The sequence below is a fragment of the Campylobacter sp. RM9333 genome (assembly GCF_020137705.1).
GTDB lineage: Bacteria > Campylobacterota > Campylobacteria > Campylobacterales > Campylobacteraceae > Campylobacter_E.
The window spans coordinates 65,760-90,771 of sequence record NZ_JACGAY010000004.1 but is presented as its reverse complement, the minus strand read 5'-3'; the positions used below and the strand labels follow the sequence as shown (position 1 = coordinate 90,771).

At 28.0% G+C, this 25,012-nt stretch carries 23 protein-coding genes, 1 other RNA gene and 1 pseudogene; 16 read left to right on the top strand and 9 right to left on the bottom strand.

Features of this window, described 5'->3' with window-relative positions; all coding sequences use genetic code 11:
- Positions 1–53 precede the first annotated feature (53 nt).
- From AVBRAN9333_RS02955 to AVBRAN9333_RS02945, 3 genes are read right to left on the bottom strand one after another with little or no spacing between them, the layout of a single operon-like run.
- Positions 54–869: a Gfo/Idh/MocA family protein gene (locus AVBRAN9333_RS02955; RefSeq protein WP_214117128.1), complete on the bottom strand. Its 816-nt coding sequence runs from the start codon at positions 867–869 to the stop codon at positions 54–56.
- The gene (locus AVBRAN9333_RS02950; RefSeq protein ID WP_336608818.1) at positions 869–1,987 is read right to left on the bottom strand and encodes a 5-methyltetrahydropteroyltriglutamate--homocysteine S-methyltransferase; all 1,119 of its coding nucleotides are present in this window, start codon (positions 1,985–1,987) and stop codon (positions 869–871) included. The genes AVBRAN9333_RS02955 and AVBRAN9333_RS02950 overlap by 1 nt, the downstream gene beginning before the upstream one ends.
- Entirely contained in the window at positions 1,988–3,079 is a 1,092-nt protein-coding gene (locus AVBRAN9333_RS02945) for a DegT/DnrJ/EryC1/StrS family aminotransferase (protein ID WP_336609404.1), read from the bottom strand.
- A gap of 327 nt (positions 3,080–3,406) precedes the next feature.
- On the opposite strand from AVBRAN9333_RS02945, the gene putP reads away from it, so the two are divergent.
- The 6 genes from putP (at position 3,407) to AVBRAN9333_RS02915 (ending at position 10,782) form a co-directional block, all read left to right on the top strand.
- Complete coding sequence (gene putP / locus AVBRAN9333_RS02940; RefSeq protein ID WP_214119815.1) at positions 3,407–4,927, top strand: sodium/proline symporter PutP; 1,521 nt, start codon at positions 3,407–3,409, stop codon at positions 4,925–4,927.
- A 71-nt stretch (positions 4,928–4,998) separates the two neighbouring features.
- A complete protein-coding gene (gene alaS, locus AVBRAN9333_RS02935) occupies positions 4,999–7,539 on the top strand; it encodes an alanine--tRNA ligase (RefSeq protein ID WP_336609403.1) in 2,541 nt (846 codons plus the stop codon).
- Positions 7,533–7,991, top strand: coding sequence for a hypothetical protein (locus AVBRAN9333_RS02930; protein ID WP_214117112.1), 459 nt, complete (start codon positions 7,533–7,535; stop codon positions 7,989–7,991). Before alaS ends, AVBRAN9333_RS02930 begins: the two co-directional genes overlap by 7 nt.
- 9 nt (positions 7,992–8,000) lie before the next feature.
- Positions 8,001–9,944: a transglycosylase domain-containing protein gene (locus tag AVBRAN9333_RS02925; protein WP_442862221.1), complete on the top strand. Its 1,944-nt coding sequence runs from the start codon at positions 8,001–8,003 to the stop codon at positions 9,942–9,944.
- Between the two features lie 9 nt (positions 9,945–9,953).
- On the top strand, positions 9,954–10,154 hold the full coding sequence (locus tag AVBRAN9333_RS02920; protein ID WP_336609402.1) for a hypothetical protein: 201 nt from the start codon (positions 9,954–9,956) through the stop codon (positions 10,152–10,154).
- On the top strand, positions 10,108–10,782 hold the full coding sequence (locus AVBRAN9333_RS02915) for a hypothetical protein (RefSeq protein ID WP_336609401.1): 675 nt from the start codon (positions 10,108–10,110) through the stop codon (positions 10,780–10,782). The genes AVBRAN9333_RS02920 and AVBRAN9333_RS02915 overlap by 47 nt, the downstream gene beginning before the upstream one ends.
- 100 nt (positions 10,783–10,882) lie before the next feature.
- Here AVBRAN9333_RS02915 and AVBRAN9333_RS02910 read toward each other — a convergent pair whose 3' ends face one another.
- Together AVBRAN9333_RS02910 and AVBRAN9333_RS02905 are read right to left on the bottom strand one after the other, a co-directional pair.
- Positions 10,883–11,500 (bottom strand): hypothetical protein, encoded by a 618-nt coding sequence (locus AVBRAN9333_RS02910; protein ID WP_336608815.1) that lies wholly within the window; start codon positions 11,498–11,500, stop codon positions 10,883–10,885.
- 68 nt (positions 11,501–11,568) lie between these two features.
- The gene (locus AVBRAN9333_RS02905) at positions 11,569–12,318 is read right to left on the bottom strand and encodes a hypothetical protein (protein ID WP_239803566.1); all 750 of its coding nucleotides are present in this window, start codon (positions 12,316–12,318) and stop codon (positions 11,569–11,571) included.
- 53 nt (positions 12,319–12,371) lie between these two features.
- On the opposite strand from AVBRAN9333_RS02905, the gene rnpB reads away from it, so the two are divergent.
- Positions 12,372–12,696, top strand: an RNA gene (gene rnpB, locus AVBRAN9333_RS02900) — RNase P RNA component class A.
- A gap of 9 nt (positions 12,697–12,705) precedes the next feature.
- The gene (locus tag AVBRAN9333_RS02895) at positions 12,706–13,071 is read left to right on the top strand and encodes a YbgC/FadM family acyl-CoA thioesterase (RefSeq protein ID WP_336609400.1); all 366 of its coding nucleotides are present in this window, start codon (positions 12,706–12,708) and stop codon (positions 13,069–13,071) included.
- Position 13,072: 1 nt separating this feature from the next.
- On the opposite strand, the gene AVBRAN9333_RS02890 is transcribed toward AVBRAN9333_RS02895, so the two are convergent.
- Positions 13,073–13,801: an ATP-binding protein gene (locus tag AVBRAN9333_RS02890; protein WP_336609399.1), complete on the bottom strand. Its 729-nt coding sequence runs from the start codon at positions 13,799–13,801 to the stop codon at positions 13,073–13,075.
- A 128-nt stretch (positions 13,802–13,929) separates the two neighbouring features.
- Here AVBRAN9333_RS02890 and AVBRAN9333_RS02885 point away from each other — a divergent pair, with 128 nt between their 5' ends.
- The 3 genes from AVBRAN9333_RS02885 to AVBRAN9333_RS02875 all read left to right on the top strand — a co-directional run bounded on the left by AVBRAN9333_RS02885 (position 13,930) and on the right by AVBRAN9333_RS02875 (position 17,348).
- Positions 13,930–15,210: an aminotransferase class V-fold PLP-dependent enzyme gene (locus tag AVBRAN9333_RS02885; protein WP_336609398.1), complete on the top strand. Its 1,281-nt coding sequence runs from the start codon at positions 13,930–13,932 to the stop codon at positions 15,208–15,210.
- A gap of 10 nt (positions 15,211–15,220) precedes the next feature.
- On the top strand, positions 15,221–16,174 hold the full coding sequence (locus AVBRAN9333_RS02880) for a glycosyl transferase family 90 (protein ID WP_336609397.1): 954 nt from the start codon (positions 15,221–15,223) through the stop codon (positions 16,172–16,174).
- Positions 16,175–16,268: 94 nt separating this feature from the next.
- Positions 16,269–17,348, top strand: coding sequence for an NAD(P)/FAD-dependent oxidoreductase (locus tag AVBRAN9333_RS02875; protein WP_336609396.1), 1,080 nt, complete (start codon positions 16,269–16,271; stop codon positions 17,346–17,348).
- Between the two features lie 32 nt (positions 17,349–17,380).
- On the opposite strand, the gene AVBRAN9333_RS02870 is transcribed toward AVBRAN9333_RS02875, so the two are convergent.
- Entirely contained in the window at positions 17,381–18,667 is a 1,287-nt protein-coding gene (locus AVBRAN9333_RS02870; protein WP_336609395.1) for an adenosylmethionine--8-amino-7-oxononanoate transaminase, read from the bottom strand.
- A gap of 48 nt (positions 18,668–18,715) precedes the next feature.
- On the opposite strand from AVBRAN9333_RS02870, the gene AVBRAN9333_RS02865 reads away from it, so the two are divergent.
- The 5 genes from AVBRAN9333_RS02865 to AVBRAN9333_RS02845 are packed head-to-tail and all read left to right on the top strand — an operon-like array spanning position 18,716 to position 23,035.
- Complete coding sequence (locus tag AVBRAN9333_RS02865) at positions 18,716–19,822, top strand: aminotransferase class I/II-fold pyridoxal phosphate-dependent enzyme (protein ID WP_336609394.1); 1,107 nt, start codon at positions 18,716–18,718, stop codon at positions 19,820–19,822.
- Positions 19,812–20,399, top strand: coding sequence for a pimeloyl-ACP methyl esterase BioG family protein (locus AVBRAN9333_RS02860; RefSeq protein ID WP_214119825.1), 588 nt, complete (start codon positions 19,812–19,814; stop codon positions 20,397–20,399). Before AVBRAN9333_RS02865 ends, AVBRAN9333_RS02860 begins: the two co-directional genes overlap by 11 nt.
- Positions 20,396–21,070 (top strand): methyltransferase domain-containing protein, encoded by a 675-nt coding sequence (locus tag AVBRAN9333_RS02855; protein ID WP_336609393.1) that lies wholly within the window; start codon positions 20,396–20,398, stop codon positions 21,068–21,070. Before AVBRAN9333_RS02860 ends, AVBRAN9333_RS02855 begins: the two co-directional genes overlap by 4 nt.
- 43 nt (positions 21,071–21,113) lie before the next feature.
- Positions 21,114–22,103, top strand: coding sequence for a DNA cytosine methyltransferase (locus AVBRAN9333_RS02850; RefSeq protein ID WP_336609392.1), 990 nt, complete (start codon positions 21,114–21,116; stop codon positions 22,101–22,103).
- Complete coding sequence (locus tag AVBRAN9333_RS02845; RefSeq protein WP_336609391.1) at positions 22,103–23,035, top strand: HaeIII family restriction endonuclease; 933 nt, start codon at positions 22,103–22,105, stop codon at positions 23,033–23,035. Before AVBRAN9333_RS02850 ends, AVBRAN9333_RS02845 begins: the two co-directional genes overlap by 1 nt.
- A 358-nt stretch (positions 23,036–23,393) precedes the next feature.
- Here the strand turns inward: AVBRAN9333_RS02845 and AVBRAN9333_RS09555 are convergent, their stop codons facing one another.
- Both AVBRAN9333_RS09555 and AVBRAN9333_RS09550 read right to left on the bottom strand, forming a co-directional pair.
- Positions 23,394–24,134: a methyl-accepting chemotaxis protein gene (locus AVBRAN9333_RS09555; RefSeq protein WP_442862223.1), complete on the bottom strand. Its 741-nt coding sequence runs from the start codon at positions 24,132–24,134 to the stop codon at positions 23,394–23,396.
- 117 nt (positions 24,135–24,251) lie between these two features.
- Positions 24,252–24,995: pseudogene (locus tag AVBRAN9333_RS09550) on the bottom strand (cache domain-containing protein); the annotation flags it as partial.
- Between the last annotated feature and the right edge of the window lie 17 nt (positions 24,996–25,012).

Below are 25,012 nucleotides of genomic sequence, written 5' to 3'. Positions count from 1 at the left end.
TTATTTTAAAGGATTGATTAATTAATTTGTTTTAAGTCGGTATTTTTAATATCTTAATTCAAATTCTTTAGAATTTCTTGAGTATAAATAGCATCATCAACACTTGCTAAAAGCCCTAAATCATTTGTCTTGATATAATTAATAAATTCATCTTGCTCTTTTGCTAAGCTTGAATGAGCTTGAAGTGTTATTGTAGTTTCATCTTTAATTAATTTTGAGTTTAAAAAGTCTAATTCATAGCTTGATACATTTGTATTTATAAAGGCTTTTCTAATCCTGCTATTAAATTCCCAAGAAGCTAAAATATCAAGATTATTAGAATTTAGTTTAATTTGTGTGCAAGGATTATTTGTGCGATTTATTTTAAAACTAGCCTTTATCCCAAAGAAATTTGCTAAATCCAAATCATGCACACAAAGGTCTAAATCAACCCCAACATCACTAATTCTAGCTGGTTTTTTAGACGCTCTTATAAAACTTGCATACTTTATTTCTTCGTTTTTGATATGTTTTAAAAACTCAAGACTTACAGGGTTAAATCTCTCACAAAAGCCAACTGCTACATTCACTCCACTATTTTTAATAGCTAAAGCTTCATCAAGGCTAAATGATAATGGTTTTTCTATTAGAATAAAATTGATTTTATCTTTAATCTTAGAAAATACTTCATAATGATATTTAGTCGGCACAACTATTATCGCTCCATCAATATAATTTTTTAACAATTCATCTAAATTAGAAAAATACTTATCATCATCAATCCAATCAGGCTTAATTAAATCAAAGCAATATAAATTTATATCCTTTTTACAAAGTTCGGTGTAGTGGTTTTTACCCATTACACCAAGACCTATTAATGCTATATTCATTAAAAGCCTTCTTTATCTAAAGTATTATTTAATTCATTTAAAAGTGCGATTTTTTCCCATTGAGTATTCATATCAATTTCATTTCCTTCTTCTGTAGAGCTAAAACCACATTGGGTGCTAAACTCAATTTGTTTTGTATCTAAGAAATTAGCTGCTTCTTTTGCTCTTTTAATTAGAGTTTGAATACTTGGATTTTCCTTAGTTTTAGTAGTTAAAAGTCCAATTACTACTATTTGATTTTTAATATATTTTAATGGTTCAAAATCTCCTGACCTATCATCATCAAATTCTAAAAAGAATTTATTTATATTAAGATTTGCAAATAATTCGCTAGCAACCTTGCTATATCCACCACTAGCACTAAAATGGCTTCTATAATTACCCCTGCATATATGTATTGCACTTGTGATTGTTTTTGGCATAGTTGCTAGGCTTTTGTTTAAATACTCTACATATTCTTTAGTGCAATCATCGGCGTTATAGTTATTTTTGATTAGATTTGCTCTAAAATCTTCATCACAAAACGAGCCAAAGCTAACATCATCAAGTTGTAAATAAACTCCGCCTAATTTTTCAAATTCTAAATAAAAATCAGCATAGGCTTTTAAAATATCTTCTTTTAATTTTGCATAATCTTTTCCGTAGTATTCAAATTCTACATTAAATCCGCCACGGATAAATAACATATATAAAAGCATTGATGGGCTAGGAATTGTTAATTTTAAGCGATTTGTATCAATGCCTAATTCTTTTGCAATTTTTACTAAACTTGCAAAATCTTTTAAGAAAGGATGGTCTTTACATTCTATTTTATTAGTTATTTTAATACCTTCAGCTCTTGTTTCTATACCTTTAAAAACATAGCCTTTTTCTTTAATAATTTTGCTAATTCCACTAAATCCCCAATAAAAATCTAAATGCCACCAAGAGCGTCTAAATTCTCCATCACTTAGATAATAAACATTGTTTTTATCACACTCAATGAGTAGTTCTTTTATGCACTCATCTTCAATAGCTCTTAATTCGTCTTTACTGATTTTTGCGTTTGCATAATCACTTCTTGCAGCTTTTAATTTGGCTGGTCTTAAGAATGAACCTACTTGATCTAATCTTCTCATTTATTCTCCTTTATTAAAAATTTCAATGATTTTTTCTTGGTCTAGTGTATCTAAAAATGCAGAAAATGGCAAAGATAAAATCTCGTTTGTTACATTTTCGCATACTTTAAAATCACTTGCTTTATAATCTAAATATTTAAAGCAAGGTTGCGAATATAGTGCTATTGGATAATGAATTGCGGTTGGGATATTGTTTTCACTTAGTTTTTTTACTACTAAATCTCTATTTTTAACCCTTACGCTATATTGAGCCCAAACACTCTTATATCCTGATTTTACCTTAGGTGTAATGCAGTTTTTAAGGTTTTTTGTATAAATGTTAGCAATTTCGTTTCTTTTAGCAATTTCTTCATCAAAATATTTTAATTTTACATTTAAAACTGCAGCTTGTATGCTATCAAGTCTTGCATTTAAGCCTATTATTTCGTGTTTATACCTTATTTCGCTTCCGTGATTTATAAGTAATTTTACTTTTTTTGCTAATTCATCGTTATTTGTAAAGATAGCCCCACCATCTCCATAGCATCCAAGTGGTTTTGAAGGGAAAAAACTTGTCGTGCTAATATCAGCAATATTACAAGAGATATTGCCTAAATCATCTTTTGCACCAAAGCTTTGAGCCGCATCTTCAATCAAGTATAAATTATGTTTTTTACATATATTTTTTATGGAATTTAAATCAGGCATTTGACCAAAAATTGAAACTGCCAAAATAGCCTTAGTCTTAGGTGTAATTAGGCTTTCAATTTTGCTTATATCAAGGTTATAATCTACTTCGCTTATATCAACAAAAACAGGTTTAGCTTTAATTAAAGCTATCATTTCAGAACTTGCAATGAAAGTAAAAGGAGTTGTAATTATCTCATCACCTTCTTTAATCCCTAAAGCTTTTAATGCTACATATAAAGCCGTAGTTCCGTTTGAGCAAGAATATGCGTATTTTGCTTTTGTATAATTTGCTAGATTACTTTCAAGTAAAGCAACTTCATTACCACCGATAAAACTTGTATTATTTAATATATTTTGAATTCTTTCATCTATTTCGTTTTTGTATTTTAAATATTGAGATTTTAAATCACAGAATGCTAACATTGATTATCCTTAAAAAATAAAAGGCTAATTGTATTTGCTTTCATTTAATACATAATTATTTAAGGCTTTATTGTAATCTTTATAATAAGCTTTTTTAAAATATAAATTTATAAAAATTATTTAAAATGATATTGAATGTGATAAAATAGGATATTTAAAAGCTTTTATTTATAAACAAGTAGCAAATACTCAAAAACTATAGCTAGTAATAAATCTATTTATTAATAAAATATTTGAATTATTAAATAATCTTATTTTATAGTATTTTATTATTATTGGAATTTAGGTGCTAGAGTTTTAAAAGTTAGTCTATATAAAAGGATAAAAATGAATGAATTAGAAAAGGTGCAAATTAGTTTGCCAATAATTTTAGATTTTGTATTCTATAGCGTATTAATGCTAGGAATTGGGTTTTATTTTTGGAAGAAAAATAAAACTTCAGAAGATTATTTTATAGGCGATAAAGGTATGGGTCCTATAGTATCAGCACTTAGTGCTGGAGCGTCTGATATGAGTGGTTGGCTTCTTATGGGATTACCAGGGGCTGTTTTATTATATGGCTTAGGTAAAACTTATATAGCAATAGGGCTTAGTATTGGTGCTTTAATTAATTGGATGTTTGTTGCTAAAAGGCTTAGAATTTATACTGATGTTAGAAAAGATTGTATAACTATTCCTGATTATTTTGAGACTAGATTTAGCGATGATAGTCATACCTTAAGAATAATTTGTGCTATTGTGATTTTAATATTTTTTACTATTTATATATCTAGTGGTTTAGTAGCTGGTGGAAAGCTTTTTGAAGAATTATTTTCAGTTAAATACGAACAAGCAGTAATTACAGGAACTATATTAATAGTTGTTTATACTTTCGTTGGCGGATATAAGGCAGTTTGTTGGACTGATTTGATACAAGGCTTATTGATGATGGGAGCTTTAATTATTGTTCCATTGGTTATGATTAATGAAATAGGCGGATTTAGCGAAGCTATTAATATAATAATTAAGCTTGGAGAAGAAAGTCAAAAAGATTATATTTCTATGAGTAAAAATTTAACTTTAGTAGGGATAATTAGTTCTTTAGCTTGGGGACTTGGGTATTTTGGTCAGCCACACATAATAGTAAGGTTTATATCTATAAAAAGCACAAAAGACATTCCAATTGCTACTTTTGTAGGTATTTCTTGGATGGTAATTAGCTTAATTGGAGCTATTTTAATAGGATTTATTGGTATAGCTTATTTATATAAGTTTAATATAGACTTATTAGATAAGGATAGAATTTTTATAGTAACTAGCCAATTATTATTTAATCCTTGGATTTCTGGAATTTTATTAAGTGCGATTTTAGCAGCGATTATGAGCACAGCTAGTTCGCAATTATTAGTATCTAGCTCAACTTTAGCAGAAGATTTTTATAGAAAAATTTTTAATAAAGGTGCTCCTGCTAAGATAGTAATGAGAGTTTCAAGACTTAGTGTTTTGGTTGTTGCTATTGTTGCTTTTATAATTTCTGCTGATAAAAATACTAGTATTATTGATATTGTTGGATATGCTTGGGCTGGTTTTGGTGCTTCTTTTGGTAGTGTGATAATTTTTTCTTTATTTTGGAAAAATATGAGTAGATTAGGTGCGATTTTAGGTATGAGTTTTGGTGCTTTAGGAGTGATTTTGTGGGAGCATATTGATTATTTTAATATTGCAAAAGAAGGTATATTTGAACTTTATTCAATAATACCAGGATTTTTACTAGCTTCAGTATTTATAATAATAGGCTCAATAATACAGCCAGTAAGACAAGGAACAAAAAAAGCTTATGATGATATGCTAACTAAATTAAAGCTCTAAAAATTAGAGCTTTATTATCTTTAGTTTAAAACCTTTTTGATATGATTTAAAAAATTTTCAAGGATATAAAAATGGATATAAGAAAAGAATTTTTAGAGTTTTTTGCTAGTAAAGGTCATGAAATTACCCCATCAAGCCCACTTGTGCCTGATGATGCGACTTTGCTTTTTGCAAATGCAGGAATGGTTCCTTTTAAGAGTATTTTTACAGGTGAAGTGCCACGCCCAAATCCACCTAGAAAAACAAGCTGTCAAACTTGTATTCGTGCAGGTGGAAAGCACAATGACTTAGATAATGTTGGTTATACTGCAAGACATCATACATTTTTTGAAATGTTAGGAAATTTCTCTTTTGGTGATTATTTTAAAGAACAAGCTATAGCGTATGCTTGGGAATTTGTAACCGAGGTTATAAAATTACCGAAAGATAGGCTTTATGTAACCGTTCATGAAAACGATGATGAAGCTTATAATATGTGGCAAAAACACATTGCAAAAGAACGCATTTATAAATTTGGAGATAAAGATAATTTCTGGCAAATGGGTGATACTGGCCCATGTGGTCCTTGTAGTGAGATTTTTTACGACCAAGGTGAAGAAAATTTTAAAAGTGATGAAGATTATATGGGTGGAGATGGAGATAGATTCCTTGAGATTTGGAATTTAGTTTTTATGCAGTTTGAAAAACATCCTGATGGAACTATGACAAAACTACCAAAACCTAGTATTGATACAGGTATGGGACTTGAGCGTGTAAGTGCTATTAAAGAAGGAAAATTTAGCAATTTTGATAGCTCATTATTTATGCCAATAATTGAAAAAATCGCAAGTTTAGCAAACCTAAAATATGAATATAAAAGTGGAGCAAGCTTTAGAGTAATTGCTGATCATATTCGTTCAGCTACATTTTTACTAGCTCAAGGCGTAACATTTGATAAAGAAGGTAGAGGATATGTATTACGCCGTATCGTAAGAAGAGCTTTAAGACACGGATATTTACTAGGATTTAAAAGTGCATTTATGTATAAATTAGTAGATATTGTTTGTGAATTAATGGGAGAGCATTATACATATTTAAATGAGAAAAAATCTTTTGTAAAAGAGCAATTATTAAGCGAAGAAGAGAGATTTTTAAATACTATTGAAAATGGAATGAGTATTTTTAATGAAGAGCTTAAAAATACTAAAAATGTTTTTAGTGGAGAAGTTGCGTTTAAATTATATGATACTTATGGCTTTCCACTTGATTTAACTCTTGATATGTTAAGAGAAAAAAATCTTAAAATTGATGAAGACAAATTCAATGAACTAATGGCTAAGCAAAGAGAATTAGCTAAAGCAAATTGGAAAGGTAGTGGGGATAAAGCAACTCACGGAGATTTTAAAGAATTATTAGATAAATTTGGTGTAAATGAGTTCGTTGGATATGAAAATACTGAAATTAAAGCAAAATTATTAGCTGTTTTAGATGAAGAATTTAAAATTGGAATTAAAAGCAAAAAAGCTTGGCTAATGTTTGATAAAACTCCACTTTATGCAACAAGTGGTGGGCAAAATTACGATTTAGGTAGTATTTATAAAAATGATAAATTAGTTGCAAATGTGCTTGAAGTTGAGAAATTTTTTGATATTAATTTAGCTTTAGTTGAAATTGTAGGTGATTTTAATGTAAATGATGAATTATTAATCAAAATTGATACCGAAAGAAGAGCAGAAATCGCAAGACATCATAGTGCTACTCACTTGCTTCATTATGCGTTAAGAAAGGTTTTAGGAGAAAATGCAACTCAAGCAGGTTCATTTGTAGATTTTAATAGAATTAGATTTGATTTTAATTTTACCCGTGCATTAAACGAAGATGAGCTAAAGCAAATTAGTGATATTGTAAATGATATGATTTATAAAGCTACAAATTCAAATATTCAAATAACTGATATTGAAAGTGCAAAAAAATGTGGTGCAATGGCGCTTTTTGATACAAAATATGGCGATAAAGTAAGGGTATTAACTTTAGGAGATAGTATTGAGCTTTGTGGTGGAACTCATGTTAGCAATACTTCAGTAATTGGCGATTTTATAATATTAAAAGAAAGCGGAGTAAGTGCTGGTGTTAGAAGAATTGAAGCAATAGCAAGTAAGGCTGCTAAAGAATACTCAAGGAATTTGATTGCGGAATTTGAAAATATCAAAAAAAGTCTAAAAACAAATGATATTTTAAAGAGTTTTGAGAATTTAAAAAATGAAATAAAAGAACTAAAAGACGCTTTAAAAAATGGTGCTAATAATTTAAATAGTGAGATTATTAACGGCATTAATGTTTGCGTTAGTGAATATAACGGGCTTGATATTAAAGCTAGTATAGATGAGTTTAAAAATAAATTTGATAAAGCTGTCATTGTTTTAATCGCTTGCAAAGACGATAAAGTAAGCATTGCGGTTGGCTCAAAAAATACTAGCGTTAAAGCAGGAAATTTAGCTAAGATTGTAGCTCAATTTTTAGGCGGAAATGGCGGCGGTAGAGATGATTTTGCTACTGCTGGTGCAAAAGATATTAGTAAAATCAACGAAGCTTTAGCTTTAGCAAAAGATGAAATCAAGAAGGTAATATGCTAGGGCTTGATAGCTTAGTTTTACCTTATATACATTTATTAGCCGGTATTTGCTTTATTGGTCTTCATTTAGGCATTAGAGCAAATGCTGGTTTTTATTTATGTGAAGATGAAGAGAATTTACAAAAAGCACTAAGGATATTAAAAAAGCAGCTTTATGCGTTTTTTGTTTTAATGGCTGTTATGGCTTTTAGTGCTATATATGTAATGATTAATAATAGTTCTGACCCATTGTTTAATACTTTAGCATCTACGCAATGGTCGCTTTATGCTTTTGCCACTTTAAATTTATTATATATTTATTATCAATTTATTTTATGTGAGAAAGAAAAAGAAAATAAATTATTGGTTTGTAATGAAAAAATAGCTTTAATTGTTTATTATTTTATCCCGTTAAATATTTTGATTTCTTGTATTGGTGTGCTATTTGCTTTACTCATTAGCACTATGATTTAAGGAGATTTTTTGAAATACATTATTTATTTTATAGCTGTTTGTGGAATTTTAGGCTGTGTTGTTTTAGGATATTTTTTAAATGTTGTTGAAAATAAAGATATTGATTATAAGGAATTTGATTTAGACCTTACAACTCAATTTTATGATAGAAATGGCACTTTACTTGCAAATGTTTTTAACGAAAATAGAGCTTATGCTAGATTTGAAGAAATTCCACCAAGACTAATTGAAGCATTAATTGCTATTGAAGATACGAGTTTTTTTGAACACGAAGGAATTAATATTGATGCTATTTTTAGAGCAATTATCAAAGATATTCAAAAAGGTCGCTTAGCAGAAGGTGCTTCAACTCTTACTCAACAACTTGTGAAAAATCATTATTTAACAAGTGAAAAAAGTATTAAAAGAAAAATAAATGAAGCAATAATTAGTTATGAAATTGAAAAAAATCTAACAAAAGAACAAATATTAGAAAGATATTTAAACTTTATATTTTTAGGGCATGGATATTATGGGATTAAAACAGCTGCTGCTGGGTATTTTCATAAGGAATTAAACGAACTTAGCCTTAAAGAAATGGCTATGCTAGTTGGCTTACCAAAAGCTCCTAGCACATATGATCCTACAAAAAGAATTGATTTATCGCTTTCAAGAGCTAATGCGGTTTTAAAAAGAATGTATGATTTAGGCTGGATTAGTGAAGCTGAGTATAAACAAAATGTAGCTTTAAAACCGATTGTTTATGATGAGAGTTTAACTCAAAATAAAGCTCCTTATGTAATAGATGAAGCTATTAGACAATTACAAGCTATGGGAATTGAAGACATTAAAACAGGTGGTTATAGAGTTGAACTTAGTGTTGATTTGAATACTCAAAAAATAGCTGAAGAAGCTATTAAGTTCGGATATGATGAACTTATCAAAAGAGATAAAGATATAGATTTAAACCAAATCAATGGAGCTATGATAGTTACAGAGCCTAGTAGTGGGGATATTTTAGCTTTAGTTGGTGGGGTTGATTATTATAAAAGTAATTTTAATCGTGCTACTATGAGTAATCGTCAAGTGGGTTCAAGCTTTAAGCCATTTGTATATCTTACAGCTTTAAATCTTGGCTATTCACCTGCTAGCGAGATTGCTGATATTGCGAGAGTATTTGAAACTCGTGATGCACAGGGTAAGAAAATGATTTGGAAGCCTAAAAATTATGGAAAAGATTTTAATGGTTTAATCACTCTTAAAGAAGCACTTACAAAAAGTAGAAACCTAGCTACAATTAACTTATTACTTGATACTAGCCTTAGTTTTGTTCATCAAACAATTACTAAATTTGGTTTTACAAATGTTCCACAAGATTTATCAATAGGATTAGGTTCTTTTGGTGTTAGTCCTTATAATTACGCTGAACTTTATAGCATTATTTCAAATTATGGAACAAAACAACCTATTAGATTGATTACAAAAGTTACTGATAAATTTGGTAATGAAATTGAGTTAAAAACCAAAGAAGCAGAAGAATTTGTAAAACCTGAACAAGCTTATTTAATGATTGATATGATGAAAAATGTTGTCGCAGCCGGAACTGGTGGTGCAGCAAGAATTGCAGGACTTGAAGTAGCTGGAAAAACAGGGACATCAAATAAAAGTATAGATGCTTGGTTTGTAGGTTTTACGCCTAGTATTCAAGTAATAACTTGGTATGGTAATGATAATAATAAGCCTATGAAATATTATGAAGGTGGTGCTAGAACGGCTGCTCCTGTATTTAGATATTTTATGCAAAAATATTTAGCAGAAAATCCAAATATTAAGAGAACTTTTGATATACCAAAAGGCGTTTATAAAAGAGTGATTGATGGTAAAACTTGGTATTATACAGATAAATCACCTTTACCAAAAGCAAGTAGAAATGATATATTAAAACAACAAGAAGAAGATGGATTGATGTTTTAAGGAGATTAAATGAATATTTATAATAAACATATAAGAAGTTGCTTAAAAAGAAAGCATGAATTTTTATCATTATTTGAGCCAAAGCCAAAGGATATAAATCCTTGGGCTTTTATAAGAGCATATAATGAAATAGAAACTATTAATATTACCTTAAATACAATAGTTGGGGGGGGGTATTATAAGAGGAGTTCTAGGCTATCACTTAGATGAATTTGGTAAAGATGATGGAACTAGTGAAGTAATTAAACAATTTTGTAAAAATAATCCAAATTTTATTCCTTTAGAGTATCCTTACAAAGTAATTCCTGCAGGGAAAGAAAACTATAAACAAAAAATATCAAAAGAATTTAGACTTGATACTTATTATAATTTTGTGCTTAATAAAATTCCATTAAATGATTGGTTGATTAAAATTGATTGTGATCATATTTATAATGAGATTGCATTAAGTAAAGCCTTGTTACAGCCAAAAAACATTATTGATAGTATTTATTTGCCTGCTCTTAATATGCATTATAGCGATGGTAAATTATATTTTTTAAAGAATTTTTATAAAGTAGGAGATGATCATTGGGTATTAAACAAAGGTAAATATACTCATTTTTATATGGATTATAATCAAGGTTATGAGTCTTTGTATTCTTTAAATAAATGGAAAAAAGCAGAAAATATAATAAGTCTTCATTTTCCGTTAATGAAAAAATCTCGTATTCATTTAGCAACTAAAGATAATTTAATTCCTTATGATGAATTTGTTTTTTCACAATTAAAAATGACAGAGATTGATAAAGAATTTATTTTAAACAAAGAAAAAATTTTAAGTTATTTTAATTTCTAAGTATTTTAAATTCTAATTCAATTTAAAATCTAGGATTAATTATATATTACTATCAAATATATAGCTATATTTTATAAAGTTGAAATATTAAATTATTCACTTATTTTAAACTTTTATAATTTTTAAGAAAATATATCAAAATAGTAGCAAAACTAGGGATTAAAAATGCAAAATTTAAAAAAGTTAAAAAACTAATATAATCAATTCCGTATCCATATTTTATAAATTTTATATCAGGCGGGAATATAAATGCTATAAAAATTAAAAAGCAAATAGTTATAAGCCTAAAAATTAAAGATTTTTTATTTAATTTTATATTAAGATTTGTAGAATTTATATTAAAAATCATAATAATAACATATAAAATAAATATTAATATTATATAAAATACCCCAAAAAATACAAGTAAAACAAATAAAGGTATCAAAAATAAACCAGCACAAAATAACCAAGATTTACAAGAATTTGCCTTATAAATAAGACTTAAAAATAATATGCTAAAAAATGGTAGTATCAATATATCTATAAAATATGCTTGAAAAGTAAAAATACTTTTAATTACTCCAATTTTAAACATTAAAAAATCAAAAAACATATAAGAGCTTAATATTAAAAGTAAAATGCCCCAAAATTTAAAAAAATCTGTTGTGCTTAAACTTGCATTATAATTTAATAAAAATATATTTAAAAGAGTTTTTAAAAATATATTTTTAAACATTTTTATCCTTTAGATTTGATATTTGTTATTAAATTGGTATATAAAATATGTGTTAATATGATATTAATTTACAAAATATCTTTAATAATTGAGCTAATTTCTATAAAGCCATCAACTTCTCTTAAAAACAAATACTCATTTGAAGGTTGTTTTAGTGCTAAATAATTTTTACCTAAAATTTCATTGCAATATAAATAACTAGCAAAACTCCCACTCCCACAAGCGCTCTCATAAAATAAAGTCTTAATATCTCTTACCCAGACAATAGGCTCAAGGCAATCACCTTGTAAATACATAAAACCACTTGCTTTTTTGTCTAAAAAATCATTATCTTTTAAATATGAATATGCAAATTCTTTTAAATTAATTTTAGATAAATTTAATTTTTTCGTATAAATAATATGAAAAATATCTCCTAAATCTACATAATATATATCATCATCAAGCTTATTTAATTTATATTCATTTTTAAATCTTAAATAATAAAAATTATCATCTTTATATAGTTTTTTAATATTATTATCTTTTATAAAATCACTGCTACTAATACCGCATAAATAATCTTTATCATTTAGTTTAATTTTTGTAGTTTTTAAATTATTAGTATCTAAAAAATACTTTCCCGCACATCTTAAAGCATTAAAACAAATCTCTCCACCTGCCATTTTTAATTCATAATCTTGCACAAAGCCAACTTGTTCAACATCTTTATGCTTAGATAAAATCTCATTATTTATACTTTTAAAATCTAAGTTATTAATACCAATAACCAAAGCTGTAGTATTTCCCGCTGGATAATATAAATTATATTTATACATTTTTTACTCCTTTAATTTTCTTTATCTTAAACAAGCTTAGTTAAAATGGCGTAAGAGTATGGTGGATAATCGCTTTTAATTAAGAGGAAAGTCCGGGCTGCAATAAGATGAGGTTCCATCTAACAGATGGCTAGAGCAATCTAAGGGAAAGTGTAACAGAAAATAAACTTCCTAATTTTAGGTAAAGGTGAAACGGCGGGGTAAGAGCCCACCAGTGATTATGCGAGTAAAAGCAATTCAGCTTATAAACCCAACCTGCAGCAAGAAGGGGTGGTTTTTATCTTATATTTTAAACCCTTCGCTAGAGTGCTATTGTGAAATAGTAAGTAGATAAATGATTATCCAAGACAAAACCCGGCTTATAGCCATACTCTTTTAAGGATTAGGATGCAAATTAGAGTTTATTATGAAGATACTGATTGTATGGGGATTGTCTATCATACAAATTATTTAAAATATTGTGAAAGAGCTAGGAGCGAATGGTTTTTCGCTAATGAAGGAAAAGATTTATTAAAAGAAAATCCTTTTGCATTAAGAGAAATTAAGGCTATTTATAAAGCACCTGCTAGATTAGGAGATATTTTAGAAGTTAAAAATATTCTTGTAGGATTTGATAAATATTGTTTAGAATTAAAGCAAATAATTTATAAAGATGATAAAGCTATTTTTGAAGCTTTTATAAAATTAGTTCATATAAAAGATGGCAAACTATCTCCAATTAGTGAAGAATTAAAAAAATATTTGAGTAAATAATTTATATAAATTCTTTAAAATTTTCGTGATTAGCTAATATTAGTCTTTTATCATTTAAAGCTAGAAGTTTTTTACTAAAGCCGTTTTTACTAAAAAGTATAAAATAATCAGGCTCAAAACCCAAATATCTAGCCTTTTGAATGAGTTTTGAATACGAGCTAATACACATTTTTTTGCCATTAAATTTCACTTCGCCCAATAAAGATATTTCGTAATTATCATAAAAAATATCACATTCATAATCTTTGCCCCAAATACTCTTAATGCCTTTTATATTAAATCTTTTTTCGCACCACTCACAAGCAATTTGCTCGTAAATAAACGACTGATATTCATAAAATTTTTCATTAATTAATTTTAAGGCTAATTCTTTATCTTTTAAAATGATTTTTTCCATTGCTTTTAAAAAATAAAAATAAAATCTAGTGTAATTAGAATTAAAAATAACTTTATTTTGTGGATAAAATCTCTTAAAACTCAATAAATCATTATTTAATTCAAGTCTTAAAAAACCACGATTAATCAAGGAGTGAAAGCTCTTTCTAGCTTTAAATCTTGAGCCGTATTTGTTGATAGAAAACTCCAAGCGAGATTTTCTAGCGTAGTGAATTAGTGCCTTGCATTCACTTTCATTTATTTCAAATTCGTAAGGATTATATGTATTTACTAGCTCGTTTATATAATAATTAATATCATTTAAACTAGGTTTAAAACTCTTATCTCCAAACACAGAATAAAAGTCTAACGCTTCGTCTAAATAAAAATGCGGATATCTTTTAATAAAGTCTAAAAATTCTATAACTACCCCTTAATTTTTTTGTGCTAATTTTACTTTAATTATTTTTACAAAGGGCAAAAATGCAAATTAGTGAGCTAAAAAGCGACATAATTTTAGATGAAAATACAAAATATTTTGATTACACAGCAAGTGCTTTAGCACTAAAATCAATTGAATTAAAAATGCAAAATATTTTAAAAACATACGCCAACACTCATTCAGATAGTGCAAAAAATTCAAAAATAACAAGTAAATACTATAAAGACGCAAAAAGCTATATCAAAAAAAGCTTAGGATTAAATTCTAATTATAGCTTGATTGCTTGTGGGAGTGGCTCAACTGCGGCTATTAAAAAATTTCAAGAATTATTAGGAATATATGTTCCACCGCTTATTAAACAGCGTTATTTTAATGATATTGCTAAAAATACTTTGCCTTTAGTAATTGTTAGTGCGATTGAACACCATTCAAATGAGCTTAGTTTTAAAGAAGGTTTATGTGAATGTATTAGGCTAAATCATAGGGATTTTAACAGCGATTTATACGAGCTTGAAAGAATTTGCAAAAAGAACGCTAATAGAAAAATAATAATGAGTTTTAATGCCGTTAGCAATATCACAGGAGTTAGAGCAAACCTTGTAAAAATCAGCGAAATTGCGAAAAAATATAAAGCGATTTTAGCAATTGATGCAAGTTCGGCTATACCTTATGAAAATATTGAAATTCCGTTTGATGCTTTATTTTTTTCAGGACATAAAATGTTAGGCGGAGTTGGCACGAGTGGATTTTTAGCTATTAAAAATGAGCTTATTGGCAAAATTCCTACATTTGCAGCTGGTGGGACGGTTGGCTATGTTAGTAGGAGTAATTATGAGTTTTTAGACGATGCTGAAAGCCTTGAAGAGGGTGGAACTCCTGCGATTTTACAAGTTATTAAAAGTGAATTAGCTTTTAGACTTAGAGATGAAATAGGGCTTGGAGTGATTAAAGAAAAGGAAAATATCTTAAAAGAATATTTTTTAAACGCCATTAAAAAAGTGCAATTTAAATACAAAATCATACTATACGCTGCAAATATTAAGGATAGATTGCCTATATTTTCACTAAATTCTACAGGCGTTAGCCCTTATGATTTAGCTAGGGTTTTAAGCGATGATTATGAGATAGAAACTCGTGCTGGGTGTGCTTGTGCTGGTCCTTATGCGCATGATTTATTAAATTATGTGGATAATCAAAATTTCAATGCTAAGCCTGGATTTTTAAGAATAAGTTTGCATTATACTCACGAATTAAGCGATATTGATTATTTGATTAACGCACTTTGCAAAAGCATAGAAAAGCTAAATAAGAATTTAAAATAAGGAAAATAATATGAGTAGAATGATTATGAATTTAAAAGGACTTGGTGCTTTAAGTATTCCAAGAGTGTTTTTTAATATGCAATTAATTTCAAAATTAAATGCTTTAAAAAAGCTAAAAAATGATGAGATTTTACATATAAAAAATAGATTGAATTATTACAATAAAATTAATGATTTTTTTGAGCTAAAAAAGATAGAAAATGTAGAGCATTCTAAATTAGGCGAAAACTTATTAAAAAACACTTCATATTCTTTTGATTTTTACAAGGTTAGCAAATATTTTCATAAAGATTTAAAGATAAATAAATTCTTTTATGATTGTTCTAGCGAGTTTTTAAATACCATAACAAAATCAAGACCAATTGATAGTAAAAATGTGATTTTAAAGCTTGATAGCAGAAGACATTTTTGTTTTTTAAATGATAAAAATGATTTTAAAGATAAAGTGGATTTGGCTGTTTTTAGGGGTGCTTGTGTTCAACAAAATAGAATAGATTTTATTAATAAATTTAAAGATTGTAAAAGACTAAATCTAGGTAATGTAAATAAGGAAAATAGGTCAGGTTATTTAAGCAAGGAAGAGCAGCTTAAATATAAATTTATAATCTCTCTTGAAGGTTGGGATGTTGCTACAAATCTTAAATGGATAATGAGTTCAAATTCTATCGCAATTACTCCAAGATTAAAATATGAAACTTGGTTTATGGAAGGAAAATTAATTCCTAACGAGCATTTTTTATTAATTCAAGATGATTTTAGCGATATTTTAGATGTAATGGATAATGCTTTAACTAATGATAAATTAGTAAAAAATATTATTAAAAATCAAAATGAATATATACAACAATTTTTAAATCCTAATATAGAAGAGTTACTTGGTATTTTGGTTTTAGCGAAGTATTTTTATTATTCAAATCAAATGAAATTAGATAATTTTGTAATTGAATTATTTGATGGAATTTAAAATATATAAATTTTATTTTAAACTTTATTAATATTTAATATGAATTAAAGTAAAAATAATTTAATATTTATTAAATATTTTTAAAGGAGAGTTTATGAAAAAAATTGTATTTTTAGGTGCTGGGTATGCAAATTTAAGTCTAATTAAAAAGATTAAAAAGAAAAATCTAAGAAAAGCAGAATTTATACTAATAAACAATAATTCTTATCATTATAAAACGACAGAACTACACAAAATAGCAGCAAGAGAAAGCGAAAAAGACATAGCAATAAATCTAAAAAGCATACTGCCTAAAGATATAACCTTAATTTTTGATAATGTAAAAAGTATTGAAAACGGCAAGGTTATTTGTGAGAATGCAAATTATGATTATGATGAGCTTTATGTTGGACTTGGTGCGAGTATAAATACTTTTGGCATTGCTGGACTTGATGAATGCTTAAATATTATAAATTATAAAAACGCTTTAAAAACTGCTGAAACACTTTATAAAAATCTTGAGCTTTATGAGAATAAAAATGTAATTATTTGCGGTGCGGGGCTTAGCGGGGTAGAGCTTTGTGGTTCAATCGCTACAACTTGCAAAAATCTAGGAATTAGCATTAATTTATATTTGGTTGAAGCAATGGATGAGATTTTGCCTGTTTATACTAAAGATTTAGCTAAAAAAGCTAGAAATTATTTAGAAAATCTAGGCGTAAAAGTTCTAAGCTCTCATAAAATAATCAAAAAAGTTGATGATAAATTATTCTTAAACGATGAAAATAATTATATAAAAGCAAAAACTATAATTTTTACAGCTGGAGTTAAGGGTAGCGAAGTAATTGCAAATAGTGGCTTTAATCACAAAAATAATAGAGTTTTAGTAAACGAATATTTAATGGCACCTAATTTTGATAATTGCTATGTTTTAGGAGATTTAGCGATTGTTTCAAATTTCGCACCTACTGCACAAATTGCTTGTAAGCAAGGAAAATACCTAGCAAAAAGACTAAATGCAAGACTTGAAGGAATTGAGTTTAACGAACCTTTTAAATACAATGATAAAGGTAGCATTTGTTCGGTTGGAAAAGACTATGCAATAGGCGTTATTTTAGGTAAAACTTATAGTGGTTTTATGGCAAAAAGTCTTAAAAAATTAACCGAAATAGAATGGAGTGAAACTCTAAAGTAAAACATTAAAACAATTTTAAGAATTTGAAATTCTCATTTCAAATTCTTAAATCTCAAAATCTCTTTTATACTATTTATTACATAATTTATCTCATCGTTATTGATTACATAAGGTGGCATAAAATAAATCGTATTGCCAAGTGGTCTTAAAAGCAACCCATATTCAAGTGCTTTTAGATACACTTCAAGCCCAAATCTAGGATTAAAATGCTCTATATCAAATGCAAACACCATTCCTTGATGCCTAACATTTCGCACACTTTTAAATTCAGCAAATCCTTGCCAAAGTGAGTTTATATACTCGCTTTTAATTTTATTTTGATTTATAACATTATCTTTAGTAAATATATCCAAAGTTGCATTCGCAGCAGCACAAGCAAGTGCATTTCCTGTATAGCTATGCGAATGCAAAAACGCCTTGTATTCATTATATGGAGCATAAAATTCATTATAAATTTCATCATTTGTAATTACTACACTAATTGGCAAATACCCACCGCTAAGCCCTTTGCTAAGGCATAAAAAATCAGGCACAATTTCACACTGCTCTAAAGCAAACATAGTCCCGCTTCTTCCAAATCCAACGGCAATTTCATCAAAAATTATATCAATATCATAAGATTTTGCTAACCAACAAGCCTTTTTGATAAACTTAGCTGAATACATATTCATTGAACCTGCACACTGAATTAAAGGCTCAAGGATAAAGGCATTTATGTTTTTATGCTCTTTTTCAAGTAATTTTTCAAGCTCTTTTAATTCATTTTCATAATCTAGCCCACTTGGTGCAGGAGTGTTTAAACATTCAAGCAAAAGTGGTTTATAAGTCTTTTTATAAAGCTCAACATCGCTTACGCTTAGTGCAGCTATCGTTTCTCCGTGGTAAGAATTACTAAGTGATAAAAATTTGCTTTTTAATTTTCCTTGCAAAAGATTTTTATGAAAACTCATCTTAAGTGCTACTTCAACAGCACTTGAGCCATTATCAGCATAAAAGCATTTATTAAGTTTAGTTGGTAGTAAATCAGTAAGTCTTTTTGATAATCTTATAATGCTTTCGTGAGAAAATCCAGCCATTATGATATGCTCTAAGGTGTTTAATTGCTCGTAAATTTTGCTATTTATATAATCATTGCTATGTCCGAAAAGATTTACCCACCAAGAGCTAACGCAATCAATATATGATTTATCATTAAAATCATATAAATACACACCTTTTGCCTTTTTTATAGGGATTAATGGCACAAATTCGTGCTCTTTCATTTGCGTGCAAGGGTGCCAAATATGTGCTAAATCAAGTTTTACTAATTCTTCTTGCATTTATAACTCCTTTATAAATTTTAATTAAAATTATTATAAAGGATAAAAATGCAAAACTTATTAAATGAATTAAAAAAAGAAAATAATTTTAGAGAACTAAAAAGATTTAAAAATGATGGTAAATTTGTGATTTTCAATGATAAAAGACTGCTTAATTTTGCTAGTAATGATTATTTAGGAATTGCAAGTAGCGGTGAGCTTGAACGAGAATTTTTAAACACTTACAAAAATCAAAGCCTAAGTTCAAGTGCTAGTAGAAGTCTTGGTGGCGGTGGAGATGAATACTTTTTGTTTGAAGAATACTTATCGTCTTTATATAAAAATGAAGCGCTTTTATTTAGCAGTGGGTTTTTGCTAAATTATAGTTGTTTAAGTGCTTTAGCTACTTTAAAAAATACGCTTTTTTTAGCTGATAAAAAAGTTCATGCAAGTATCATTGATGGCATAAAGCATTCTAATTTTAAACGCTTTAAACACAATGATATAAATGATTTAGAAAAATTATTGCAAACGAATTTAAATTATGAAAAAATTATAATAATTTGCGAGAGTTTATATAGTATGGATGCAGATTTTGCACCACTTGATAAGCTTTTAGAGCTTAAGAAAAAATATAAAAACATTATGCTTTATGTTGATGAAGCACATAGTATTGGTTCACTCGGCATTAATGGGCTTGGACTTGGACACTTAAAAGACATTGATTTTTTAGTTCTTACATTTGGTAAAAGCATTGCTAGTATGGGTGCTGCGATGATTTGCTCAAAAGAAGCAAAAGATTTTTTTATAAACAAGGCTAGGGGGTTAATTTATTCAACCGCTTTACCACCTATTAATGTAGCTTATTCGCATTTTGTGTTTTCAAAATTGGCTAATTTTGATAAATTAAGAGAGCATTTACAAAATCTTAGCTCATATTTAAATGAATTGCTAAAAGATAAAATAAAGGGTGTTAGTTATATAAAAATGATAGTTTTAGGAGATAATGAAAAAGCTAATTTTTACTCGGCAAAACTTATGCAAAAAGGCTTTTATGCTCCAAGTATAAAAACTCCAACCGTGGCTATTAAAGATACAGGAATAAGACTATCAATAAATGCTAGTATGGATTTTAGCGATTTAGATAATTTTGCTAAGGCTTTTTATGAAATTTGAGTTTTTACATAAAAATAATTCTAGTGATTTGGTGCTATTTTTCGGTGGTTTTGGCTTTTTACCGAGTGCTTATAATTTAGCTTCTAAAAATGATGTTTTAATGGTTTATGATTATTTGGAATTTGATTTAGGATTTTTAGAGATTTGTAAAACTTATAAAAGCATTAAACTAATCGCTTTTTCAATGGGTGTTATGGTGTCTTGCAAGTGTGATTTAAGTTCGCTTAATATCGTGCAAAAAATAGCGATAAATGGCACTATAAAAGGTATTGATGATGAGTTTGGAATTAGCGAAAAGCTTTTTAAAATTACGGCTAAAAGATTTGATAAAGAAAGCTTTTTAAATAATTGTGGCGGGATAAATAAGGCATTTAATCAAAATCCTAAAGATGAGCTTTTAAGTATTATAGAAATTTCTAAAAAGCCTTGTATTTGGCAAGATTATGATTTGGCATACTCATCAAATGATGATAAAATTTTCCCACAAAATGCACTTTTAAAAAGCTTTAAAAATATTAATAAAATTAATGCTTCTCATTTTTGCTTTGATGAGTTTTTAAGCTGGGATGAAATATGAAAAGTTTTTTAAGAGCAAAAGATACTTATTTTAAAAATGCTATCGTGCAAAATGATATGAGAGAAGTTTTGCTTAACGAAATAAATGGGCGTTTTTGTAGGGTGCTTGAGCTTGGCTCAAATAGGGGTGAGTTTAGTAAAATGGTAGCTAAAAAGATAGAATTTAGTGAGTTTTATTGCGTGGATATTAATGATTTTAGCTGTGATTATGGCAAGGAATTTATTTTCGTAAAGCATGATTTAAGAGATTTTGAAAATTCGTTTTTAGCTAAAATGGATTTTGATTTAGTTATTTCAAATGCGTGTTTTCAGTGGCTTGATTTAGCAAAATTAATAAATGAAATTTCTAAATCAAATTCTAAGCTAATTTTTAGCACTTTTGGAGTGAATAATCTTTGGCAAATTAAAGAACATTTTGGCGTAGGGCTTGAGTATTTAAGTATTGATGAAATAGAGCGGATTTTAAAGCCGTATTATAAAAATATAAAGATTTTTGAGAAAGATTATGAGCTAAATTTTAGCTCAAGTATTGAGCTTTTTAGGCATTTAAAACTTAGTGGAGTAAATGCCTTTAGCGGGGTATTTTTAGGTAAAAATGATTTAAAAATCTTTAATGATAAATATCACAATACCTTAAACTACCACGCTATTTTCGTTAGTGCTAATAATTAAAAAAATAATGTAGAATTAAATAAAAATATCAAGAAAGAAGAATATGAGTAGAAAAATAATATCTTTATTTTCAGGTGCCGGTGGTCTTGATTTGGGGTTTTTAAAAGCTGGATTTGAGATACTTGTAGCTAATGAATATGATAAAAGTATATGGGAAACCTATGAAAAAAATCATAAAGCAAAGCTTATAAAAAAGGATATTAAAGATGTAAAAATTGATGAACTTCCAAGATGTGATGGTATTATCGGTGGACCTCCGTGCCAATCTTGGAGTGAAGCAGGAACATTGAAGGGTATTGATGATCCTAGAGGACAGCTTTTTTATGAATATATTAGAATTTTAAAAGCCTTAAAGCCTAAATTTTTTTTAGCTGAAAATGTAAAAGGTATGATGTCAAAAAGACATAGTGAAGCTGTGAAAAATATAATTTATGAGTTTGAAAATGCCGGTTATGATGTATTTGTAAATGTTGTAAATGCAAGTGATTATGGAGTAGCTCAAGATAGGTTAAGGGTTTTTTACGTAGGTTTTAGGAAAGATTTGAATTTAAGATTTATTACACCATTACCGTATAAAAACAAAATAACTTTTAAAGATGTAATATATGATTTAAAAGATAGTGCAATACCTGCTTTAGATAACAATAAATCGAATAGTGATAAATGTAAAATACCGAATCATGAATATTTTATAGGTTCTTATTCTAGTATTTTTATGAGTAGAAATAGGGTTCGAACTTGGAACGAGCCAGCATTTACCGTTCAAGCTTCTGGAAGACAAGCTCAATTACACCCACAAGCTCCAAAAATGCCAAAAGTGGATAAAAATAAACATATCTTCAAAGAAGGTTTTGAGAGTTTATATAGAAGACTTAGCGTTAGAGAGTGTGCTAGAGTTCAAGGTTTTGATGATAATTTTAAATTTTATTACGATAAACTTGAAGATGGTTATAAAATGATAGGTAATGCTGTTCCGATTAATTTAGCTTATGAAATGGCAAAAGCTATCAATAATTTGCTAAAAGGAGTTTAATGAGTAATAAAAGTAATAATCAAGGAAGAGCTTATGAATTTGCTTATTTAATTAATTTAGAGTATGAAATAGGCAAACATAGAAAAGTAAAAGTGATTGAAAATAGCAGTTACAAGGCAGCTAAAAAAGCTTGGGATAGTTTAAATGATATTGAGAAAGATATGTATGAAATTAGCGCCTTAGCTGGAATAGGCAAAATTTTTGAACTAGAACCATTGATTTTAGAAAATAGTAATGATGAGGTGGAGCTTTCAATTCAATCAGATGATAAAGGTAAGGATGCTGATGTAAGAGATGTTTTAATAAAAAGAAATGATATTAGTTGGGAAATTGGACTGAGTATTAAGCATAATCATTTTGCTGTAAAACATTCAAGATTATCAAAAAAATTAGATTTTGGTCAAAAATGGTACGGGTTTAAATGTTCTGATAATTACTGGAATGAGATTAAACCAATTTTTGATTTTTTAGATAATAGCAAAGGCTTAAAATGGAGCGAATTGCATAATAAAGATGATGTATATATTTCATTATTAAATGCTTTTAGAAACGAGATATTACAACAATACGCTTTAAATCAAGGAAAAGTTGCAAAATCTATGGTGGAATATTTATTAGGAGAATTTGACTTTTATAAATTAATAAGTATTGATAAGAAACAAACAACTCAAATACAAGCTTATAATATGCACGGAGATTTAGGCAAGAAAAGTCAAGTTGAAGTTCCTTTGGTATGTTTGCCAAATCAAATCATTTATTTAGATTTCAAAAAAGATAGTAAAAACACACTAGAGCTTTATTTAAATAATGGGTGGCAATTTTCATTTAGAATTCATAATGCTTCTACTATGGTTGAAAGTAGTTTAAAGTTTGATGTTCAAATTATAGGAATGCCAGTTAGTGTTCTTACAATAAATTGTATTTGGCTTTAATACCCCATTAATGGGGTATTTTTACAACTTTTAGCTATTTCATAGCCACTTTTTAAGATTAGTTCTACATTCTTTATATTTTCTTCGCCTTTTGTGGTTAGATAATCTTCTAACACGATTTCAAATATAGCTTTACTAACCTTTGATTTAGATATTTTGTTAATTTTATTATAATGGTATTATTTAAAATATATAAATATTTATTTTAAGTTGAGCTTTTTAGGCATTTAAAACTTAGTGGAGTAAATGCCTTTAGCGGGGTATTTTTAGGTAAAAATGATTTAAAAATCTTTAATGATAAATATCACAATACCTTAAACTACCACGCCATTTTCGTTAGTGCTAGCAAATGATTTACTCAAGTTCTAAATTCATTTAGTTTTGAGTTTAATTTTTCTGTAATATTGCTAAGATGATTTGCTGCCCCTGCTATTTCTTCTACGCTTCTTGCGTTTTCGTGAGTTATTTTATTGATATTATTAACTCCTGATAATATATCATCCATAACCTTGCTAGTGATTATATAATCATCTACGGTTTGATTTGAAATTCCTATTACATTATTCATAGCTTCATTCATATCGTTCATAGTTTTTTGAGTATTATCAGCTAATTTTGTCAGTTCCCCAATGCTTTTTGCATTTAGGCTCATTTGACCACTTGCATCTTCTATACCTTGCGTTATAACACTTATTGTTGCGTTTATTTCTACTAATGAATGCTGGGTTCTTTCTGCTAATTTTCTTACTTCATCAGCTACTACGGCAAATCCACGCCCATGCTCTCCTGCTCTTGCTGCTTCAATTGCAGCGTTTAGTGCAAGTAGATTAGTCTGGTCTGCTACATCATTTATCATTTCTAAAATAGATTTAACATTATCAGCATCTTGACTAAGTCTTACTATCTTATCTGATACTTCAGCTTCTAAATTCGCACTTTGCATAATTTTTGTATTTAATTCTGAAATAGATTTATTTACATCATTTATATATTTTAGAGCATTTACTAATTGGTTTTTGCCATCTTCTGCAGCTTTAACTCCGATTGCTAGAGTAGAGTTTGCACTATCTCCTTTATTAGCTACATCTCTTACTATCACAGAGCTTTGCTCAACACTTTGACCTGTATTTAAAGAACTTTGAGAAAGCTCATTTGCTACACTAGCATTTTCACTACTTATATTTTTAGCATCTACGATTAATAATCTAACTTTTTCTATAAAATCATTAATAGCTTTACTTGTTGCTGCTATTTCATCTTTACCATTTATAGGAAGTTTTTGAGTTAAATCTCCATCTCCACTACTTAATTCAGTAGCTCTACTTGTAAGATAATTAAGTGGTTTAGAGATTTGAAATAATACAAAAAATATCAATATCGCAAGTATTATTATCCCAATAATCACTGCGTATGTTATGAATTTGATTCCAAATTCATTTATGTGAGAGTTCATATCGTCGTTGATTTTTTGTATTTCTTTCATTCCTTCATCTAAATCCACGGTGCAAGCATAGATAATTCCCATGCCTATATCTTTTTGAGCGTATATTAATACATTTCTTTCTTTGTTAATCATAGAATCAAAAAACTTAGTTTTAACATATCCACCATCTGGGTTTGCTGATGATTTGATTAAATCTTGAATAAAGTATTTTCCATAAATATCTTTGTCATTTATATGATTTTTACCAATTCTTGCTTGAACATAATGAACTAGGTAGGTTCCATCTTCATCCATTGCGAAAAAATTCACTAATTTATTATGTAAATCCATATTGCTTAAGTATTTTATGGTGTTATTGTATGATACTTCTTTACTAATGCCTTTACTTTTTAAATCTAAATATAACTGGTCTGTCATATGATTTACACTATATACAACGCTTTGAGCAGTTTTTAAAGCATCGTCTAAGACTAATTTTTCAATAGATACATCAGTATCATCACTAATTGATTTCATCGCACTATTTGATAAAT

Coding starts and splice junctions, on each gene's coding strand:
- AVBRAN9333_RS02955 (WP_214117128.1), bottom strand. CDS start 869: ATGAATATAGCATTAATAGGTCTTGGTGTAATGGGTAAAAACCACTAC.
- AVBRAN9333_RS02950 (WP_336608818.1), bottom strand. CDS start 1,987: ATGAGAAGATTAGATCAAGTAGGTTCATTCTTAAGACCAGCCAAATTA.
- AVBRAN9333_RS02945 (WP_336609404.1), bottom strand. CDS start 3,079: ATGTTAGCATTCTGTGATTTAAAATCTCAATATTTAAAATACAAAAAC.
- putP (WP_214119815.1), top strand. CDS start 3,407: ATGAATGAATTAGAAAAGGTGCAAATTAGTTTGCCAATAATTTTAGAT.
- alaS (WP_336609403.1), top strand. CDS start 4,999: ATGGATATAAGAAAAGAATTTTTAGAGTTTTTTGCTAGTAAAGGTCAT.
- AVBRAN9333_RS02930 (WP_214117112.1), top strand. CDS start 7,533: ATGCTAGGGCTTGATAGCTTAGTTTTACCTTATATACATTTATTAGCC.
- AVBRAN9333_RS02920 (WP_336609402.1), top strand. CDS start 9,954: ATGAATATTTATAATAAACATATAAGAAGTTGCTTAAAAAGAAAGCAT.
- AVBRAN9333_RS02910 (WP_336608815.1), bottom strand. CDS start 11,500: ATGTTTAAAAATATATTTTTAAAAACTCTTTTAAATATATTTTTATTA.
- AVBRAN9333_RS02905 (WP_239803566.1), bottom strand. CDS start 12,318: ATGTATAAATATAATTTATATTATCCAGCGGGAAATACTACAGCTTTG.
- AVBRAN9333_RS02895 (WP_336609400.1), top strand. CDS start 12,706: ATGCAAATTAGAGTTTATTATGAAGATACTGATTGTATGGGGATTGTC.
- AVBRAN9333_RS02885 (WP_336609398.1), top strand. CDS start 13,930: ATGCAAATTAGTGAGCTAAAAAGCGACATAATTTTAGATGAAAATACA.
- AVBRAN9333_RS02880 (WP_336609397.1), top strand. CDS start 15,221: ATGAGTAGAATGATTATGAATTTAAAAGGACTTGGTGCTTTAAGTATT.
- AVBRAN9333_RS02875 (WP_336609396.1), top strand. CDS start 16,269: ATGAAAAAAATTGTATTTTTAGGTGCTGGGTATGCAAATTTAAGTCTA.
- AVBRAN9333_RS02870 (WP_336609395.1), bottom strand. CDS start 18,667: ATGCAAGAAGAATTAGTAAAACTTGATTTAGCACATATTTGGCACCCT.
- AVBRAN9333_RS02865 (WP_336609394.1), top strand. CDS start 18,716: ATGCAAAACTTATTAAATGAATTAAAAAAAGAAAATAATTTTAGAGAA.
- AVBRAN9333_RS02860 (WP_214119825.1), top strand. CDS start 19,812: ATGAAATTTGAGTTTTTACATAAAAATAATTCTAGTGATTTGGTGCTA.
- AVBRAN9333_RS02855 (WP_336609393.1), top strand. CDS start 20,396: ATGAAAAGTTTTTTAAGAGCAAAAGATACTTATTTTAAAAATGCTATC.
- AVBRAN9333_RS02850 (WP_336609392.1), top strand. CDS start 21,114: ATGAGTAGAAAAATAATATCTTTATTTTCAGGTGCCGGTGGTCTTGAT.
- AVBRAN9333_RS02845 (WP_336609391.1), top strand. CDS start 22,103: ATGAGTAATAAAAGTAATAATCAAGGAAGAGCTTATGAATTTGCTTAT.